Genomic DNA, 16022 nt, shown 5'->3' on the forward strand with positions numbered 1-16022 from the left:
GGCGTATCCGGGCCTCCGGATACGCCCTTCACTCGTTTGAGTGACAAGTAAGCCCTCTCTGGTCCGATCGGCTCAGGTGGTCGACAGAATCAGTCCGGCCGCAGGGTCCGTGATCTGTACGGTCTGCGCGGACTGCACGCTGAACAGGGCCTTAGGGGGGCCATCGGCATGATCCGTATCAGGGCTGGAGCTCCCCGACGGGTGTTGCTTCGGGCAAGGAGCCGGGCGAGGGCCGGGCCGAGGGTGTTCCGTGTGGACCCGCCGCGGATCCGGCGCGTTCTCACGCTCGGCCTCCCCGCGGTGTGGGGCGCGGCCGCCATCACGTACAAACTCGTCTGCCCGCTCGCCCAGCGGGACGGCCTCGAGGCGCGGATCGTCACCAGCGCGGTCTTCTTCGCGGTCGGCGCCGGTCTGATATTGCATGTCCGCGCCTCGCTGCTGCGGGAGTTGCGTCAGCTCCGTGAGGTCGCGGGCGCCGCGCAGAACGTCCTGCTGCGCCCGCTGCCGCCACGCGTCGAGGGCCTCACGGTCGCGGCCGGGCGGCTCTCCGCGTCACGTGGCGCCTCCGTCGGCGGGGATCTGTACGAGGTGGTGGCCACCGACCATGGCGTCCGCGTCGTCATGGGTGACGTGCGCGGGCACGGCCTGACCGCCATCAGTACGGCCGCCGCCGTACTCGGCAGCTTCCGCGAGGCGGCGCACGAAGAGTCGGAACTGCCGCATGTGCTCAGGAAGTTGGAGCGTGCCCTGGGGCGGCATCTGCGGGAGCGGTCGCGGGCCGAGCATCCGGCGAACGGCGCTCCGGCGCCCGACAGCCCGCTGGCCGAGGAGTTCGTCACCGTACTCCTGATGGAGATCGGCCCGGACGGCGAGCTGACCGCGCTCAACTGCGGTCACCCCTGGCCCTACCGCCTGAGCGGGCATGCCGAGCCGGTCACGGGCGGGGATCCGCTGCCGCCGCTCGGTCCCTTCCCGCTCCCCGCCGAACTGTCCCTGCTGCACTGCGGACCGCTCCTTCCGGGGGAGGCGCTCGTCCTGCACACGGACGGCATGGAGGACGCGCGGGACGCGGCCGGACGGTTCTTCCCGCTCCAGGCGGCGCTCTCCGAAGCGGTGCGGGTCCCGCCGGTCGCGCCCCAGACCGTGATCCGCGCGGTGTACGCCCAACTCCTGCGCCACGCCGGGCGGTTCCCCACCGACGACGCGGCGCTCCTGGTCCTGCGCAACGACCGCCGGCGGGTTCCGGTTCAGCAGGGGGAGACGGTGCGTCGGCAAAGCACCATGACATGACGCACCGTCAACCTCCGCCGGCCATGCGCCGTCCGTCCCGCCCTTGGAGTTGTCGGGCAGACGACGGAACGGACGGCGCCAGTGAGGGCCGCCGTACTTTTCGAGGGGGAGCCGGCGGCCCGGCCGGCCTCCTTGTGAGGCATCTCAGTCAAGCGTGACAGGAGTGGCGACGGCAGAGCGCACACCCCCCGGATTCGGGCGTTCCGTTCACACCCCGTGTGAAGTCACCTCTACTACGCTGGCGACACCGAGTCACCGGAGGGCCTCCATGCAGCCCAATACCCTGCTCGACGCGATCCTCGACGAGGCGGGAATCTCCCACGCGGGCCTGGCTGCCCACGTCAATCAGGCGGGGAAGAGGCGCGGCCTCGCCCTGCGGTACGAACACACCGCCGTCTCCCGGTGGTTGAAGGGCCAGCGCCCGCGCGGCCAGGTGCCCGACCTGATCTGCGAGGTCCTCGCGGGGCGGCTCCAGCGCACCGTCACGCTCGACGACATCGGCCTCGGCGTGCCGGGCCTGCCGGCGGTGGGGCTCGGCTCCGCGGCCTCGACGCTGTCCGGTTTCGTGGAGAGAGCCACGGCCTTGTGGCGCTCGGACGAACAGCAGCGCCCGCATCTGCTCGGCGCACCCGCGGTCACGGGAACACCCGCGGTGATGCCCGTCTGGGAGTGGGAGAACCCGCCCGAGGACGTGGACGTCTCGCGCGGCGGCAGGCACCAGGTGAGCACGGCCGACATCGACATGATGCGCGCGGCCCGCGCCCACTACGAGCAGATGTACCGCAAGACCGGAGGCATCGCGACCCGCACCCGCATCGTCGGCTTCCTCAACGCCGAGGCCGCCCCACTCCTTCGCGGCAGCTACACGGACGAGACGGGACGCCAACTCCACAGATCCACCGGCGGTTTGGTGGCCATCGCGGGCATCTGTGCCTACGACTCGGACGCGCACGGCCTGGCCCAGCGCTACTTCCACCAGGCCCTGCGCCTGGCAAAGGCCAGCGGGGACAGGGGACTTGGGGCCTATGTCATCGCGCTGCTCGTCAACCAGTCCCTGTTCATGCGCGAGTACCGCCAGGCGGTGGCCTTCGCGGAGGCCGCGCTGCGCGCCGCGGGGCGCGAGCTGACCCCGGCCCTCGCCTCCGATCTCTACGCCATGCAGGCCAAGTCGTACGCGCACCTGGGCGACGGCAGCAGCGCGCTGTCCTGCATCCGGCGTGCGGAGGCCGCGGCGGACCGTATCCGGCGTGGGCGCGAGCCGGACGAGACCGGCTATGTCCAGCCCGGACTCGTCAACGTACAAGTGGCGGAGGCGCTGCTCAGCCTCGGCGACCTCACGGGAGCGTACGAGCATGCGGCGGCGGCGGTGGACACGCCGGCTCACGACCGGGGCCGGGTCCACCGGCTCGCCATGCTCAGCCAGATCGAACTGCGCCAGGGAAACACCGACGAGGCGGTGGCCACGGCGGTGGAAATGGCAGAACAGGCACGGGGGATGGAGTCCCAACGGCTGCGCGACCGGCTGCGGGCCGTGCGGGAACATCTGGTGCGCAGCGACTGCGCGGGCACGGCCGAGGCGGCCGAACTCATCGACGGGGCACTGCGCGTACCGCTGTGACATGACGCGCGTACCACTGCTCTGAACACCCTCCTGCTGCGATATTGCCATCTACTCGGCGGAAGGTGGCAGAACCGTGCAGTGGACGAAACAAAGCGAACAAACTGTGTATGGAAACAGGTGGTTCACGGTCAATCTGGCAGACGTGGAACTGCCCGACGGCCGGCACCTCGACCACTTCCTGATACGGCTGCGGCCCGTCGCCGTGGCCACCGCGGTCAATGAGTCCAACGAGGTGCTGCTGCTCTGGCGGCACCGCTTCATCACCGACAGCTGGGGCTGGGAACTCGCAGCCGGCGTCGTCGAGGACGGCGAGGACCTCGCGTACGCGGCAGCCCGGGAAATGGAGGAAGAGACCGGCTGGCGGCCGGGCCCGTTACGACACCTGATGAGTGTCGAGCCGTCCAATGGGCTCACCGACGCCAGGCACCACATCTACTGGTCGGATGAGTGCACCTACATCGGTCATCCCGAAGACGACTTCGAGTCCGACCGCCGTGAATGGGTCCCACTCAAACTCGTCCCTGACATGGTGGCCCGCGGAGAAGTACCGGCCGCCAACATGGCGGCTGCGCTACTCCTCCTGCACCACCTGCGTCTTGGCCAGGACGCGCACTAACGGCCGATGGCCTGCCAAACTGCCACGGCGAGCGCTCCGACCGCCGTAAGGGCGAGAAGGGCGGGCAGTGGCCAGCGAGTGTGTTCCAGTGCGGTGATCCTTACAGTCAGCTCGTCCTGGTTCTTGGCGCTCTGTTCGTCGTGTTGGGTGAGCAACGCGAGCTGTCCGTCGACGCGGGCGAGGCCCACGTCCAAGCTGCGGCGTAACTCGGCGAGTTCCTCGGGGACCACGCGAAGTTCAGGGTCGGCGGTCACTAGTCCGTTCCTCTCTGTAGCTGTCCATCCCCCTGATGCGCACGGAAAGTCAACTCTCGTGGTGGCCAGGACGGGAGAGTGTGCGAAGGGCATATGCGAGCCCGCCGCGCACACGGTGTGTGAACGCCGCGGGCCCGGCACTCGATCGAGTGCCGGGCCCGCGTGCGGTGCGAAGTTCCGGTGCCAGTGTGAGACCGGGGCGTGCCGTGTCAGGCGTAAGGGTAGAAGCCCGAGCCGGACTTGCGGCCGAGCCTTCCCGCGTCCACCATCCGCTGGAGCAGCGGGGGAGCGGCGTACAGCGGCTCCTTGTACTCGGCGTACATGCTGTCCGCGACCGAGGCGACCGTGTCGAGGCCGATCAGGTCGGCGAGCTTGAGCGGACCCATCGGGTGGGCGCAGCCCATCTCCATGCCGTTGTCGATGTCCTCGCGGCTCGCGATGCCCGACTCGAACATCCGGATCGCGGAGAGGAGGTAGGGGATGAGCAGTGCGTTGACCACGAAGCCCGAGCGGTCCTGGGCGCGGATCGCGTGCTTGCCGAGCACCTTCTCGACCATGGACTGCGCGCGGCTGATGGTCCCCTCGGACGTCGTCAGCGCGGGGATCAGCTCGACGAGCTGCTGCACCGGGGCCGGGTTGAAGAAGTGGATGCCGATGACCGCGTCGGGGCGGGACGTCGCGACGGCCAGCTTCACCAGCGGGATGGAGGAGGTGTTGGAGGCGAGGATCGCGTCCTGCCGGGTCACCACCTGGTCGAGCACCTGGAAGATCTCGGTCTTGACCGCCTCGTTCTCGACGACCGCCTCGATCACGAGGTCGCGGTCGGAGAACTCCCCGAGGTCGGTCGTGAAGCTGAGGCGGGCGAGCGTCTCGTCCCGCTCCTCCTCCGAGATCTTGCCGCGCTCGGCGGCCTTGGAGAGTGAGTTGTAGAGCCGGGTGCGGCCGATCTCCAGGGCCTCGCCGGTGGTCTCCGCGACCATCACGTCCAGTCCGGAGCGGGCGCAGACCTCCGCGATCCCGGCGCCCATCTGGCCACAGCCCACTACTCCGACGCGTGCGATGTCGGGCATAGAGTCGGTCACCTCGTGCCTTTCGCTGATCAACGGGCGGGCAGTCCCCCGTTCGGATGCGGTGTCTGCCCCAGCGGTGAACGTTACCGCCGAACCTCAGGTGCATGACGTGCCGGGTCGGGCATGCTGTCCGGTACAAGCAGCGGTTCCGGCGGATATACAGGCCAGGGGGCGAGCGGATGAGGCGTATGTCACGCCGAGGGTTCACGATTGCGGCGGCCGCGATGGTGGCGGGGCTCACAGCCGCGGGGGACGCGGCGGCCGTGCCCGGGAAGGCCCCCTCGCGCCGCGAGCTGCGGGGCATGTGGCTGGCGACCGTCGTCAACCGCGACTGGCCTTCGAAGCCCGGACTCCCGGCGGCCGAGCAGCGCGCCGAACTGATCGGCCATCTCGACACGGCCGTACGGCGCCGGCTGAACGCCGTGATCTTCCAAGTGCGGCCCACCGCCGACGCGTTGTGGCCTTCGCCGTACGAGCCGTGGGCCGAGTGCCTCACCGGCGTGCAGGGCAAGCACCCCGGCTGGGACCCGCTGGGCACAGCCGTGGCCGAGGCACACCGCAGGGGCCTTGAACTGCACGCCTGGTTCAACCCCTTCCGTATCGCCAACCACACGGACCCCTCACGCCTCGTCCCGACGCACCCGGCGCGGCTGCACCCCGACTGGGTCGTGCCGTACGGCGGGAAGCTCTACTACAACCCCGGCCTGCCCGAGGTGCGGCGCTTCGTCCAGGACGCGATGCTCGACGCCCTGCGTCACTACGCCATCGACGCGGTGCACTGGGACGACTACTTCTACCCGTATCCGGTCGCCGGGCAGGTCTTCGACGACGATGACGCCTTCGCGCGCTACGGCGGCGGCTTCCCGGACCGAGCCGCCTGGCGGCGCGACAACATCGACCGCCTGGTGCGCGAGATGGCGGCGCGGGTGAAGAAGGTGCGCAAGAAGGCGCAGTTCGGCATCAGCCCGTTCGGGGTCTGGCGCAACGCCTCGACCGATCCGCTCGGTTCGGACACCCGGGCCGGCGTGCAGACCTACGACAACCTGCACGCCGACACCCGCGGCTGGGTCAAGAAGGGCTGGCTCGACTACATCTGCCCGCAGCTCTACTGGAACATCGGCTTCACCGTCGCGGACTACGGCAAGCTGCTGCCCTGGTGGGCCGACGTCGTCAAGGACACGGGCGTGCGCCTGTACGTGGGGGAGGCCCTCTACAAGGCGGGCGACCCCGCGCAGCCCGCCGCCTGGCAGGACCCCGCCGAGCTGTCCCGCCACCTCACGTACGCCAAGGGGTTCCCGCAGGCGCGCGGGCATGTGTACTTCTCGGCGAAGGAAGTGGGCGTGGACAAGATCGGCGCGATGGCGCGCGTGGTCGCCGACCACTATCAGAAGCGGGCCAGGCCCTGAGTCAGTCGGTGTCCCCGAAATGCCGCACGACGGTGTCGGGGCCCGGTGACATCAGGGTCTCGTGACCGTCCTCGAAGCGGACGCGGTACGGCGGTGTGCCGTTCTCACCGAGTACCTCGATGACCTCTGCGGTCCGGTCGTGCTGACCGACGATCCTGCCGTGGACCAGCAGCTTGTCGCCTACGCTTGCCTGCATCTGGAGCGACCTCCTCGTCCCACCCTGCGGTTGCTTTCCGTGGCCGTCAGTCTACGTCGGGTGGTGTGAGGTAGGCCCTAGCCGCGCGCCCGTTGCGTGACCGCGATGCACACGAGGACGGCCGCGGCGGTCAGCGGCGCCGCCACGGTGAGGTGCTCGCCGAGCAGGAACACCGACCAGACCAGGGTGAGCAGCGGCTGCGCCAGCTGGAGCTGGCTGGCCTTGGGCACGCCGATCGCGGCCATGCCCCGGTACCACACGACCAGGCCGAGGAACTGCGAGCCGACGGCGGCGTAGAGCAGCCCGGCGGTGCTGTGCCCGGTGAGCTGGAAGGGCTCGTGCCGGAGGGCGAGCGCCGCCCCCACCACGGCGAGCGGCAGGCACAGGATCAGCGCCCAGCCGATGACCTGCCAGCCCGGCATCTCACGGGCGAGGCGGCCGCCCTCGGTGTAGCCGGCGGCGCAGATGAGGAGCGAGGCGAAGAGGTAGAGGTCGGCGGTCGACAGGTCGCCGCCGCTCTGCTGCACCGTGAACGCGATCACCGCGGCGGCGCCCGCGACGGCAGCGGCCCAGAACGCTCGCGAGGGCCGGGCCCCGGTGCGCAGCGCCGAGAACACGGCGGTCGTCAGCGGGAGCAGACCTACGACGACGGCCGCGTGGGCGGTGGTGGAGGTCTGCAGGGCGAGCGTGGTGAGCAGCGGGAAGCCGATGACGACTCCGGCGGCGACGACCGCGATCCCGGGCCAGTGGCGGCGGGCCGGTAGCGGAACGCGCAGGGCGAGCAGGGCGCCGCCCGCGATGACCGCGCTCAGCACGACACGCAGGGCCACGAAAGACCAGGGGCCGATGCCTTCAAGGCCCCAGGCGGTGGCGGGGAAGGTGAGCGAGAAAGCGGTGACGCCGAGCGCGGCCATGACGGTGCCGGCGCGGCGGGAGCTGTGCTGCGGGGGCCCTGCGACTGTGGCTTGGGCTGTGGTGACCGCTATCCGACTCGGGAGAGTAGCGCTATCCTGTGCTGTCATGCATGAGGGTAGCAGTGTCGCTGAGTTGGCAAAACAGTTGCGGAGCGACCTGGACCGCTACTCGCCAGGTGGAAAGCTGCCGTCGAGTCGGGCGCTGGTCGAACGGTTCAGAGTGAGCCCGGTGACCGTGTCGCGGGCCCTGGGGCAGTTGGCCGCCGAGGGCCTTGTCGTCTCGCGGCCGGGCGCCGGTGTCTTCCGTGCCGAGCCGCAGGCCACCGCCGCGCCGGCGGGGGACACCTCGTGGCAGGAGGTGTCGCTGAGCGCCGACGCGGTCACGGAACTGGTGCCGCGCGCGGTGGACGCCTCCGGGGTCCTGGTCACGCTCGCGGCGCCGCCGCACGGTGTCATCGAGTTCAACGGCGGCTATCTGCATCCCTCGCTCCAGCCCGAGCGCGCGATGGCGGCGGCCCTCGCGCGGGCGGGGCGGCGGCCCGGCGCCTGGGGGAGGCCGCCGATCGACGGGCTCCCCGAGCTGCGGGAGTGGTTCGCCCGTGGCATCGGCGGCGCGATCACGGCCGCCGAGGTGCTGATCACCGCCGGCGGCCAGAGCGGGCTCACCACGGCGCTGCGGGCGCTCGCCCCGCCGGGTGCGCCGGTCCTTGTCGAGTCGCCGACGTACCCCGGCATGCTGGCCATCGCCCGCGCGGCGGGACTGCGGCCGGTCCCGGTGCCGGTGGACGTGGACGGCGTACGCCCCGAGCTGCTCGCTGCGGCGTTCAAGGCCACGGGGGCCCGGGTGTTCGTCTGCCAGCCGCTGTTCCAGAACCCCACGGGGGCGGTGCTCTCCGCCGAGCGGCGCCCGGAGGTGCTGCGCATCGCGCGTGAGGCCGGGGCCTTCGTCATCGAGGACGACTTCGTGCGCCGCCTCGTCCACGAGGACGCGGGGCCGCTGCCGAGGCCCCTGCAGTCCGACGACCCCGACGGAGTCGTCGTGCACGTCTGCTCGCTCACCAAGGTCACGTCACCGAGCTTCCGGGTGAGCGCGCTGGTCGCCCGCGGGCCGGTCCTGGAGAGGCTGCGCGCGATCCAGGTCGTCGACCACTTCTTCGTGCCGAGACCGCTCCAGGAGGCGGCGCTCGAACTGGTCGGCTCCCCGGCCTGGCCGCGCCATCTGCGGCACGTGGCGGGCGAGTTGAAGGACCGCAGGGACGCGATGACCGCGGCCCTCCGCCTCGACCTGCCCGAACTCGCCCTGCCGCACATCCCCGCGGGTGGCTACGTCCTGTGGCTGCGCCTGCCCGACGGCACGGACGAGGCGGCCCTGGCGGGCGCGGCGCTGCGCGCGGGCGTCGCGGTGGCCCCCGGCCGCCCGTACTTCGCGGCCGAACCCCCGGCGGCGTACCTGAGGATGAGCTTCGCGGCGGTCGCGGGGGTCGGGGAGATCGCCGAGGGGGTGCGGAGGCTCCGCGGGGCGTGCGAGGAGGTCTGGGGGACCACCCGCTGAGCGGCACCCGCTGAGGCAACTCCCGGGGCGGCTGCGAGGCTTGCGCGTATGACTGACGCTCTTCGGATATCTCGTACCCGTCGGGAAGGGTGTGACGCCCGGCTCTGTGACGTGTACGTGGGCCGGTCGGTGCGCGGCAAGGGCTTGGGGAGCGCCCTCGTGGCCGCCGTCAGGGACCACCTGGAGCCGTGCGGTGTGCGAAGGATGTGGATGGCGTTCGGGCGGCAGTGAGGGGTTGGCGGAGTCGCGTGTACGTGGTCGTGAGGATCAGGTCCTTGGCGGGGCCCGCGACCCGCCACCGCATCCGCCAGTGCCGCTCGTCGTACACCTCGAACTCGCCGCGGTAGAGGTCGAGCGCGCACGGGTGGTCGGCGGTGTGCCTGCCGGTGCGCAGGTCCAGGTCGTGGAAGGGGCGGCCGTCGGCGAAGAGGACGTGTGCGGTGGCCGGGTCGTGGCCCGGCAGGAAGCGCAGGGTGCGTTCGGCGGGGCGGGGAGTGCCGTGCCAGGTGAAGGTGCCGGACTCGTGGTGCAGGAGGCCGCCGTCGTCGCCCGGCGTGAACACCGTCGTGCCCGAGAAGTGGCCCTCCGCGTCGCCCGCCAGATCCCGCGCCGTCCGCTCCACCTGCCAGGTCCCGGCGAGGTAGGCCAGCACATCCGGTACGCCGTACAAGGCCTCGCTCATCGCACACCCCGTCCCGCACCGATCGCCGCCTTGATCCAGGCTACGCGGCCCCCCGCCCCGGCCACCGTCCAGGATGTCTACTTGTCGACGAACGCGAGACTGCTCTCGTCGTAGCGGGTCCCGGCGACCGCACCCGCCGGTGCCGCCGCGTCGATCGCCGCGAGGTCCTCGGCGGAGAGTTCGACGGCGAGGGCGCCCAGGTTCTCCGTGAGGTACTTCTCCCGGCGCGTGCCCGGGATCGGTACGACGTCGTCACCGCGGTGCTGCACCCAGGCGAGGGCGAGCTGCCCCGCGGTGACGCCCTTCTCCTCGGCGAGCGCGTTGAGGGCGGTCACGATGGGCAGGTTCCGCTCCAGGTTCCCGTCGGCGAAGCGCGGCTGGGTGCGCCGCATGTCGCCTTCCTGGAGGCCGGCTGCCGAGGTGTAGCGCCCGGTGAGGAAACCGCGCCCGAGCGGCGAGAACGGCACGATGCCGATGCCGAGCTCGCGGCAGACCGGCGCGATCTCCGCCTCCAGGTCCCGCGTCCACAGCGACCACTCGCTCTGCAGCGCGGCGATCGGATGCACCGCGTGCGCCCGCCGGATGGTCCGCGCGCTCGCCTCGGAGAGCCCGAGGTGCCGTACCTTCCCGGCCTCGACGAGCTCCGCCATCGCGCCCACGGTCTCCTCGATCGGCACGCTTCCGTCGACGCGGTGCAGGTAGTACAGGTCGATGTGGTCGACCCCGAGCCGCCGCAGCGAGGCGTCGCACGCCTGCCGTACGTAGGCCGCGTCTCCCCTGATCTCGATCGGCTCGCCGAGGCGGTTGACGAAGCCGAACTTCGTGGCGAGGACGGCCTGTTCGCGCCGGCCGGCCAGCGCGCGGCCGATCAGCTCTTCGTTGTGCCCCGCGCCGTAGAAGTCGGAGGTGTCGAGCAGGGTGACGCCGAGGTCGAGGGCGCGGTGGAGCGTCGCGATCGACTGCGCGTCGTCCGAGGCGCCGTACGTGTGACTCATCCCCATGCAGCCGAGCCCCTGCGCCGAGACGGTCAGTGATCCGAGACGGCGCGTGGGAATGCTGGTCATGCCGGTACCTCCAGGTGGAGCGTGGGCCCTTTGTTCAGGCGGTCGCTCCCGACCCTAGGAGCTGGAGTCGACTCCAAGTCAAACCATTTGTACGGGCCTTGCGTCGGTTACTTCCGGTCCGCCGCCGCGTACAGCGCCGCCACGTCGATCTTCTTCATGCCGAGCATGGCCGCCATGGCGCGCTGTGCCCGCCCTTGGTCGGGGTCGGAGATGAGCTCGTCCATCGCAGCGGGCACGACCTGCCAGGAGAGGCCGAACTTGTCCTTGAGCCAGCCGCACGGGCCTTCCTCGCCGCCTTCGGAGAGCTTGGTCCAGTAGTGGTCGACCTCTTCCTGGTCGGCGCAGTCGATCGTGAGGGAGACCGCTTCGTTGAAGGTGAACTGGGGGCCGCCGTTGAGCACCAGGTACTGCTGGCCGTCGAGCTCGAACTCGACCGTCATCACGGTCCCGGCCGGACGCGGCCCGGCCTCGCCGTAGTGGGAGACGTTCGTGATCTTCGAGTTCGGGAAGACCGACACGTAGAACGTGGCGGCGTCCTCGCCCTGGGTGTCGAACCAGAGGGTGGGCGTGATCCGGGGCATGACTCTCTCCTGTCGTCGGCGGAGCTCGCGCGGGATGCGCTCGGGTCCTTCCGCCTGTACTGACCCTCGCGCCCGCCGGAACTCATCGCCGGAACCCATCGGGACACAGGTTCCCCGGTCACTCCTTGGGGGGGCGCTGCTTGCTCGTCCCGCCCCCGTCGTACGTCTCCGGCTCCTCGGCGACGTCGTTCTCGGTCGCCTCGGCGTCGGCGGGCTGCCTCCGCTCCGGCGCCGCATTCGTCTTCCCGATCCAGCGGGCGCCCTGCGCCTCGTCGTCACGTCGCTTCTCACCCATCGCTGCTCCTCGGTCGCGGTGCTGGTCGCGGTACTGGTCGCTTCCCAGTACCGCACCCACGACCGGCGGCGGACCCGCTGAAACCCCCGAACGGGTGATCGGCTCATTGCATAAAGCTGCGTAGATACGTATAGTCATGCCATCAAGGAGGAGGGTTCCATGGCGGTACGCGCAGCAGTGGCAGGAGCGAGTGGGTACGCGGGCGGTGAATTGCTGCGTCTGTTGCTCGTCCACCCCGAGGTGGAGATCGGCGCCCTGACCGGCAACTCGAACGCGGGCCAGCGCCTGGGCGCGCTGCAGCCGCACCTGATGCCGCTCGCCGACCGTGTCCTGGAGCCGACCACCGCCGAGGTGCTCGCCGGGCACGATGTCGTGTTCCTCGCCCTGCCCCACGGCCAGTCCGCCGCCGTCGCCGAGCAGCTCGGCCCTGACGTCCTCGTCGTCGACATGGGCGCCGACTTCCGGCTGAAGGACGCGGGGGACTGGGAGAAGTTCTACGGCAGCGAGCACGCCGGGACCTGGCCCTACGGCCTGCCCGAGCTGCCGGACGCGCGTGCGGCCCTCGCGGGGTCCAAGCGCGTCGCGGTGCCCGGCTGCTATCCGACCGCCGTCTCGCTCGCACTCTTTCCCGCGTACGCGGCCGGGCTCGCCGAGGCCGAAGCGGTGGTCGTCGCGGCTTCCGGGACCTCGGGCGCGGGCAAGGCGCCCAAGCCGAACCTCCTGGGCTCCGAGGTCATGGGCTCCATGTCGCCGTACGGCGTGGGCGGCGTCCACCGGCACACCCCGGAGATGATCCAGAACCTCTCCGCCGCCGCGGGCACCCCCGTCACCGTCTCCTTCACGCCCACCCTGGCCCCGATGCCCCGCGGCATCCTCGCCACGTGCAGCGCGAAGGCGAAGGAGGGTGTCACCGCCGAGTCCGTGCGGGCCGCGTACGAGAAGGCCTACGCGGACGAGCCGTTCGTGCGCCTGCTCCCCGAGGGGCAGTGGCCCGCGACCGCCGCTGTGTACGGCTCGAACGCCGTGCAGATCCAGGTCGCGTACGACGAGGCGGCGGGGCGCGTCATCGTGATCAGCGCCATCGACAACCTGACCAAGGGCACCGCGGGCGGCGCGGTGCAGAGCATGAACATCGCACTCGGGCTCCCTGAGGAGCTCGGTCTTTCCACGATCGGAGTGGCACCGTGAGCGTCACGGCAGCGCAGGGATTCACGGCGGCGGGCATCGCCGCCGGGATCAAGGAGAACGGCAACCCGGACCTGGCCCTCGTGGTCAACACCGGGCCCCGCCTGGCCGCCGCGGGCGTCTTCACCTCCAACCGCGTCAAGGCCGCCCCCGTCCTCTGGTCGGAGCAGGTCGTCAAGGGCGGGCTCGTCTCGGCCGTCGTCCTCAACTCCGGTGGTGCCAACGCCTGTACGGGCCCCCAGGGCTTCCAGGACACCCACGCCACCGCCGAGAAGGTCGCCGACACCCTCGACCTGAACGCGGGCGAGGTCGCCGTCGCATCGACCGGGCTCATCGGCGTCACCCTCCCCATGGACAAGCTCCTGCCGGGAGTCGAGAGCGCCGCGGGTGAACTCTCCGCGCACGGCGGCGAGAAGGCCGCCATCGCCATCAAGACCACCGACAGCGTGCACAAGACGGCCGTGGCGACCCAGGACGGCTGGACGGTCGGCGGCATGGCCAAGGGCGCGGGCATGCTCGCCCCCGGGCTCGCCACGATGCTCGTCGTCCTGACCACGGACGCCGATGTCGAGGCCGACGTCCTGGACAAGGCCCTGCGGGACGCCACGAAGGTCACCTTCGACCGCGTCGACTCCGACGGCTGCATGTCGACGAACGACACGGTGCTGCTTCTCGCCTCCGGCGCCTCTCAAGTCGCCCCGGGATACGCGGAGTTCGCCGAGGCCGTGCGCACCGTCTGCGACGACCTCGCACGCCAGCTCATCGGCGACGCCGAGGGCGCCAGCAAGGACATCCGGATCGAGGTGGTCAACGCCGCGTCCGAGGACGACGCCGTCGAGGTGGGCCGCTCCATCGCCCGCAACAACCTCCTCAAGTGCGCCATCCACGGCGAGGACCCCAACTGGGGCCGGGTGCTCTCCGCCATCGGCACGACGAAGGCGGCCTTCGAGCCCGACCGCCTGAACGTCGCCATCAACGACGTCTGGGTCTGCAAGAACGGCAGCGTGGGTGAGGACCGCGACCTCGTCGACATGCGCTACCGGGAGGTCAGGATCACGGCGGATCTGGCGGCAGGCACCGCCGAGCCCGTGGTGATCTGGGCGAACGACCTCACCGCCGACTACGTCCACGAGAACAGCGCGTACTCCTCATGAGCGGCAACCCGACCGCGCGGAAGCACACCGCGCTCCCCAAGGCGCAGATCCTCATCGAGGCGCTGCCCTGGCTGACCCGGCACCGCGGCAAGACCGTCGTCATCAAGTTCGGCGGCAACGCGATGATCGACGAGGAGCTGAAGGCCGCCTTCGCACAGGACGTCGTCTTCCTGCACCACGCGGGCCTGCGGCCCGTCGTCGTGCACGGCGGCGGACCGCAGATCAGCGCGGCCCTCGACCGGCACGGCATCGTCAGCGAGTTCAAGGCGGGCCTGCGGGTCACCACCGAGGACGCCATGGACGTCGTACGCATGGTGCTCGCGGGGCAGGTCCAGCGCGAGCTGGTCGGTCTGCTCAACCAGCACGGCCCGCTCGCCGTCGGCCTCACCGGCGAGGACGCGCACACCATCACCGCCACCAAGCACCAGCCCCGCATCGAGGGCGAGTTGGTCGACATCGGCCGGGTCGGCGAGATCACCGAGATCGACACCGGCGCCATCGAGGCCCTGCTCGCCGACGGCCGCATCCCGGTCGTCTCCTCGATCGCCCGCTCCCAGGATGACGGACATGTCTACAACGTCAATGCTGATACGGCGGCTGCGGCACTTGCGGCTGCGCTGGACGCCGAAACCCTGATGGTCCTCACGGACGTCGAGGGACTGTACGAGGACTGGCCGAACAGCGACGAGGTGATCAGCCGGCTGACCGCGAAGGAGCTGGAGAAGCTCCTCCCCGAGCTGGCGAGCGGCATGGTCCCGAAGATGGAGGGCTGCCTGCACGCCGTACGCAACGGCGTCGAGACGGCCCGCGTGATCGACGGGCGGGTCCAGCACTCGATCCTGCTGGAGATCTTCACCGACGAGGGCATCGGCACGATGGTCGTGCCGGACGCGCCCGGCGTACGCGACAACGCGACCGAGGGGGAAGCGGCATGACCGGCAACGAGGAGCTGACCAAGCGCTGGCAGGACGCGCTGATGGACAACTACGGCACCCCCAGGCTGCCCCTCGTCCGCGGCGCGGGAACCAAGCTGTGGGACGCCGACGGCAAGGAGTACGTCGACTTCGTCGGCGGCATCGCGGTGAACGCGCTCGGCCACGCCCACCCGGCGGTCGTCGAGGCGGTCAGCACCCAGATCGCGTCGCTCGGCCACGTCTCGAACCTCTTCGTCGCCGAGCCGCCGGTCGCGCTCGCGGAGCGGCTGCTCCAGCTCTTCGGGCGCGAGGGCCGGGTGTACTTCTGCAACTCCGGCGCCGAGGCCAACGAAGGCGCCTTCAAGATCGGCCGCCTGACCGGGCGTTCGCACATGGTCGCCACGGACGGCGGCTTCCACGGCAGGACCATGGGGGCGCTCGCGCTCACCGGCCAGCCCGGCAAGCAGGAGCCGTTCCTGCCGCTGCCCGGCGACGTCACGCACGTCCCGTACGGCGATGTGGAGGCCCTGCGGGCAGCGGTCACCGAGGAGACGGCCTTCGTCGTCATCGAGCCGATCCAGGGCGAGAACGGCGTGGTGGTGCCGCCCGCGGGCTACCTCAAGGCGGCCCGCGACATCACGACGGCCACCGGAACACTCCTCGTCCTCGACGAGGTGCAGACCGGAATCGGCCGTACCGGCCACTGGTTCGAGTACCTCGCGCACGAGGGCGTGGAGCCGGACGTCGTCACGCTCGCGAAGGGTCTTGGCGGCGGCCTGCCGCTCGGCGCGACGGTCGCGTTCGGCGCGGCGGCCCAGCTCCTCAAGCCCGGTCACCACGGAACGACGTTCGGCGGGAACCCGGTGGCATGCGCCGCGGGCCTCGCGGTACTCGACACGATCGAGGCCGAAGGACTCCTGGAGAACGTGAAGCGGGCGAGCGAGAAGCTGCGCGACGGAATCGAGTCACTCGGACACCCGCTCGTGGGCCATGTCCGGGGTGCGGGCCTGCTGCTGGGTATCGTGCTCACCGAGCCGCTCGCGCCCCAGGCGCAGCAGGTGGCTCAGGACGCCGGCTTCCTGGTGAACGCGCCCGCCCCCGATGTCGTACGGCTGATGCCGCCGCTGAACGTGCGCGACGACGAGGTGGACGCGCTTCTGAGGGCCCTGCCCGGCGTGCTTGACCAGGCCACCGCGGCCGACGGGGACGGACGATCCGGAGAATGAGA

Annotated in this window: 17 protein-coding genes and 1 pseudogene; 10 read left to right on the top strand and 8 right to left on the bottom strand. The window is 70.8% G+C overall.

Annotated elements, in window-relative coordinates; all coding sequences use genetic code 11:
* Positions 1–168 precede the first annotated feature (168 nt).
* From ACWGI2_RS36675 to ACWGI2_RS36685, 3 genes are all read left to right on the top strand, one after another.
* Entirely contained in the window at positions 169–1290 is a 1122-nt protein-coding gene (locus tag ACWGI2_RS36675; RefSeq protein ID WP_453700183.1) for a PP2C family protein-serine/threonine phosphatase, read from the top strand.
* Positions 1291–1558: 268 nt separating this feature from the next.
* Positions 1559–2908, top strand: coding sequence for a transcriptional regulator (locus tag ACWGI2_RS36680; protein ID WP_453399455.1), 1350 nt, complete (start codon positions 1559–1561; stop codon positions 2906–2908).
* A 76-nt stretch (positions 2909–2984) separates the two neighbouring features.
* The gene (locus ACWGI2_RS36685) at positions 2985–3527 is read left to right on the top strand and encodes an NUDIX hydrolase (RefSeq protein ID WP_367040117.1); all 543 of its coding nucleotides are present in this window, start codon (positions 2985–2987) and stop codon (positions 3525–3527) included.
* On the opposite strand, the gene ACWGI2_RS36690 is transcribed toward ACWGI2_RS36685, so the two are convergent.
* On the bottom strand, positions 3524–3781 hold the full coding sequence (locus ACWGI2_RS36690) for a hypothetical protein (protein WP_160503893.1): 258 nt from the start codon (positions 3779–3781) through the stop codon (positions 3524–3526). The two genes, ACWGI2_RS36685 and ACWGI2_RS36690, sit on opposite strands and share 4 nt — an antisense overlap.
* A gap of 209 nt (positions 3782–3990) precedes the next feature.
* Positions 3991–4851: a 3-hydroxybutyryl-CoA dehydrogenase gene (locus tag ACWGI2_RS36695; RefSeq protein ID WP_160503891.1), complete on the bottom strand. Its 861-nt coding sequence runs from the start codon at positions 4849–4851 to the stop codon at positions 3991–3993.
* 179 nt (positions 4852–5030) lie between these two features.
* Between ACWGI2_RS36695 and ACWGI2_RS36700 the strand changes: the two genes are divergently transcribed.
* Positions 5031–6257 carry a glycoside hydrolase family 10 protein gene (locus ACWGI2_RS36700; protein WP_453700184.1) on the top strand — a complete coding sequence of 409 codons (1227 nt, stop codon included), beginning with the start codon at positions 5031–5033 and terminating at the stop codon, positions 6255–6257.
* A 1-nt stretch (position 6258) separates the two neighbouring features.
* Here ACWGI2_RS36700 and ACWGI2_RS36705 read toward each other — a convergent pair whose 3' ends face one another.
* Together ACWGI2_RS36705 and ACWGI2_RS36710 are read right to left on the bottom strand one after the other, a co-directional pair.
* Entirely contained in the window at positions 6259–6453 is a 195-nt protein-coding gene (locus tag ACWGI2_RS36705) for a DUF1918 domain-containing protein (RefSeq protein WP_453399457.1), read from the bottom strand.
* A gap of 77 nt (positions 6454–6530) precedes the next feature.
* A complete protein-coding gene (locus tag ACWGI2_RS36710) occupies positions 6531–7475 on the bottom strand; it encodes a DMT family transporter (protein ID WP_453399458.1) in 945 nt (314 codons plus the stop codon).
* Between ACWGI2_RS36710 and ACWGI2_RS36715 the strand changes: the two genes are divergently transcribed.
* Both ACWGI2_RS36715 and ACWGI2_RS36720 read left to right on the top strand, forming a co-directional pair.
* Positions 7474–8919 (top strand): aminotransferase-like domain-containing protein, encoded by a 1446-nt coding sequence (locus ACWGI2_RS36715; protein ID WP_453700186.1) that lies wholly within the window; start codon positions 7474–7476, stop codon positions 8917–8919. The two genes, ACWGI2_RS36710 and ACWGI2_RS36715, sit on opposite strands and share 2 nt — an antisense overlap.
* Before the next feature lie 96 nt (positions 8920–9015).
* Positions 9016–9135 (top strand): annotated as a pseudogene (locus ACWGI2_RS36720) (GNAT family N-acetyltransferase); the annotation flags it as partial.
* Here ACWGI2_RS36720 and ACWGI2_RS36725 read toward each other — a convergent pair.
* The 4 genes from ACWGI2_RS36725 to ACWGI2_RS36740 form a co-directional block, all read right to left on the bottom strand.
* Positions 9089–9601 (bottom strand): DUF6314 family protein, encoded by a 513-nt coding sequence (locus ACWGI2_RS36725; RefSeq protein WP_453700188.1) that lies wholly within the window; start codon positions 9599–9601, stop codon positions 9089–9091. The pseudogene ACWGI2_RS36720 and the gene ACWGI2_RS36725 sit on opposite strands and share 47 nt — an antisense overlap.
* Before the next feature lie 77 nt (positions 9602–9678).
* Positions 9679–10665 carry an aldo/keto reductase gene (locus ACWGI2_RS36730; protein WP_453700189.1) on the bottom strand — a complete coding sequence of 329 codons (987 nt, stop codon included), beginning with the start codon at positions 10663–10665 and terminating at the stop codon, positions 9679–9681.
* A gap of 107 nt (positions 10666–10772) precedes the next feature.
* The gene (locus tag ACWGI2_RS36735) at positions 10773–11246 is read right to left on the bottom strand and encodes a VOC family protein (RefSeq protein ID WP_453700191.1); all 474 of its coding nucleotides are present in this window, start codon (positions 11244–11246) and stop codon (positions 10773–10775) included.
* A 118-nt stretch (positions 11247–11364) separates the two neighbouring features.
* Positions 11365–11541 carry a hypothetical protein gene (locus ACWGI2_RS36740; protein ID WP_453399463.1) on the bottom strand — a complete coding sequence of 59 codons (177 nt, stop codon included), beginning with the start codon at positions 11539–11541 and terminating at the stop codon, positions 11365–11367.
* Positions 11542–11700: 159 nt separating this feature from the next.
* Between ACWGI2_RS36740 and argC the strand changes: the two genes are divergently transcribed.
* Genes argC through ACWGI2_RS36760 form a run of 4 tightly spaced genes read left to right on the top strand, consistent with a single transcriptional unit; the run spans position 11701 to position 16020 of the window.
* On the top strand, positions 11701–12729 hold the full coding sequence (gene argC, locus ACWGI2_RS36745) for an N-acetyl-gamma-glutamyl-phosphate reductase (RefSeq protein ID WP_453700192.1): 1029 nt from the start codon (positions 11701–11703) through the stop codon (positions 12727–12729).
* Positions 12726–13880, top strand: a complete 1155-nt coding sequence (gene argJ, locus ACWGI2_RS36750) for a bifunctional glutamate N-acetyltransferase/amino-acid acetyltransferase ArgJ (protein WP_453700193.1) — start codon at positions 12726–12728, stop codon at positions 13878–13880. The genes argC and argJ overlap by 4 nt, the downstream gene beginning before the upstream one ends.
* On the top strand, positions 13877–14815 hold the full coding sequence (gene argB / locus ACWGI2_RS36755) for an acetylglutamate kinase (protein WP_453700195.1): 939 nt from the start codon (positions 13877–13879) through the stop codon (positions 14813–14815). The genes argJ and argB overlap by 4 nt, the downstream gene beginning before the upstream one ends.
* The gene (locus ACWGI2_RS36760; protein WP_453700197.1) at positions 14812–16020 is read left to right on the top strand and encodes an acetylornithine transaminase; all 1209 of its coding nucleotides are present in this window, start codon (positions 14812–14814) and stop codon (positions 16018–16020) included. The genes argB and ACWGI2_RS36760 overlap by 4 nt, the downstream gene beginning before the upstream one ends.
* Positions 16021–16022: the final 2 nt, after the last annotated feature.

This window comes from Streptomyces sp. NPDC054866 (assembly GCF_053610745.1).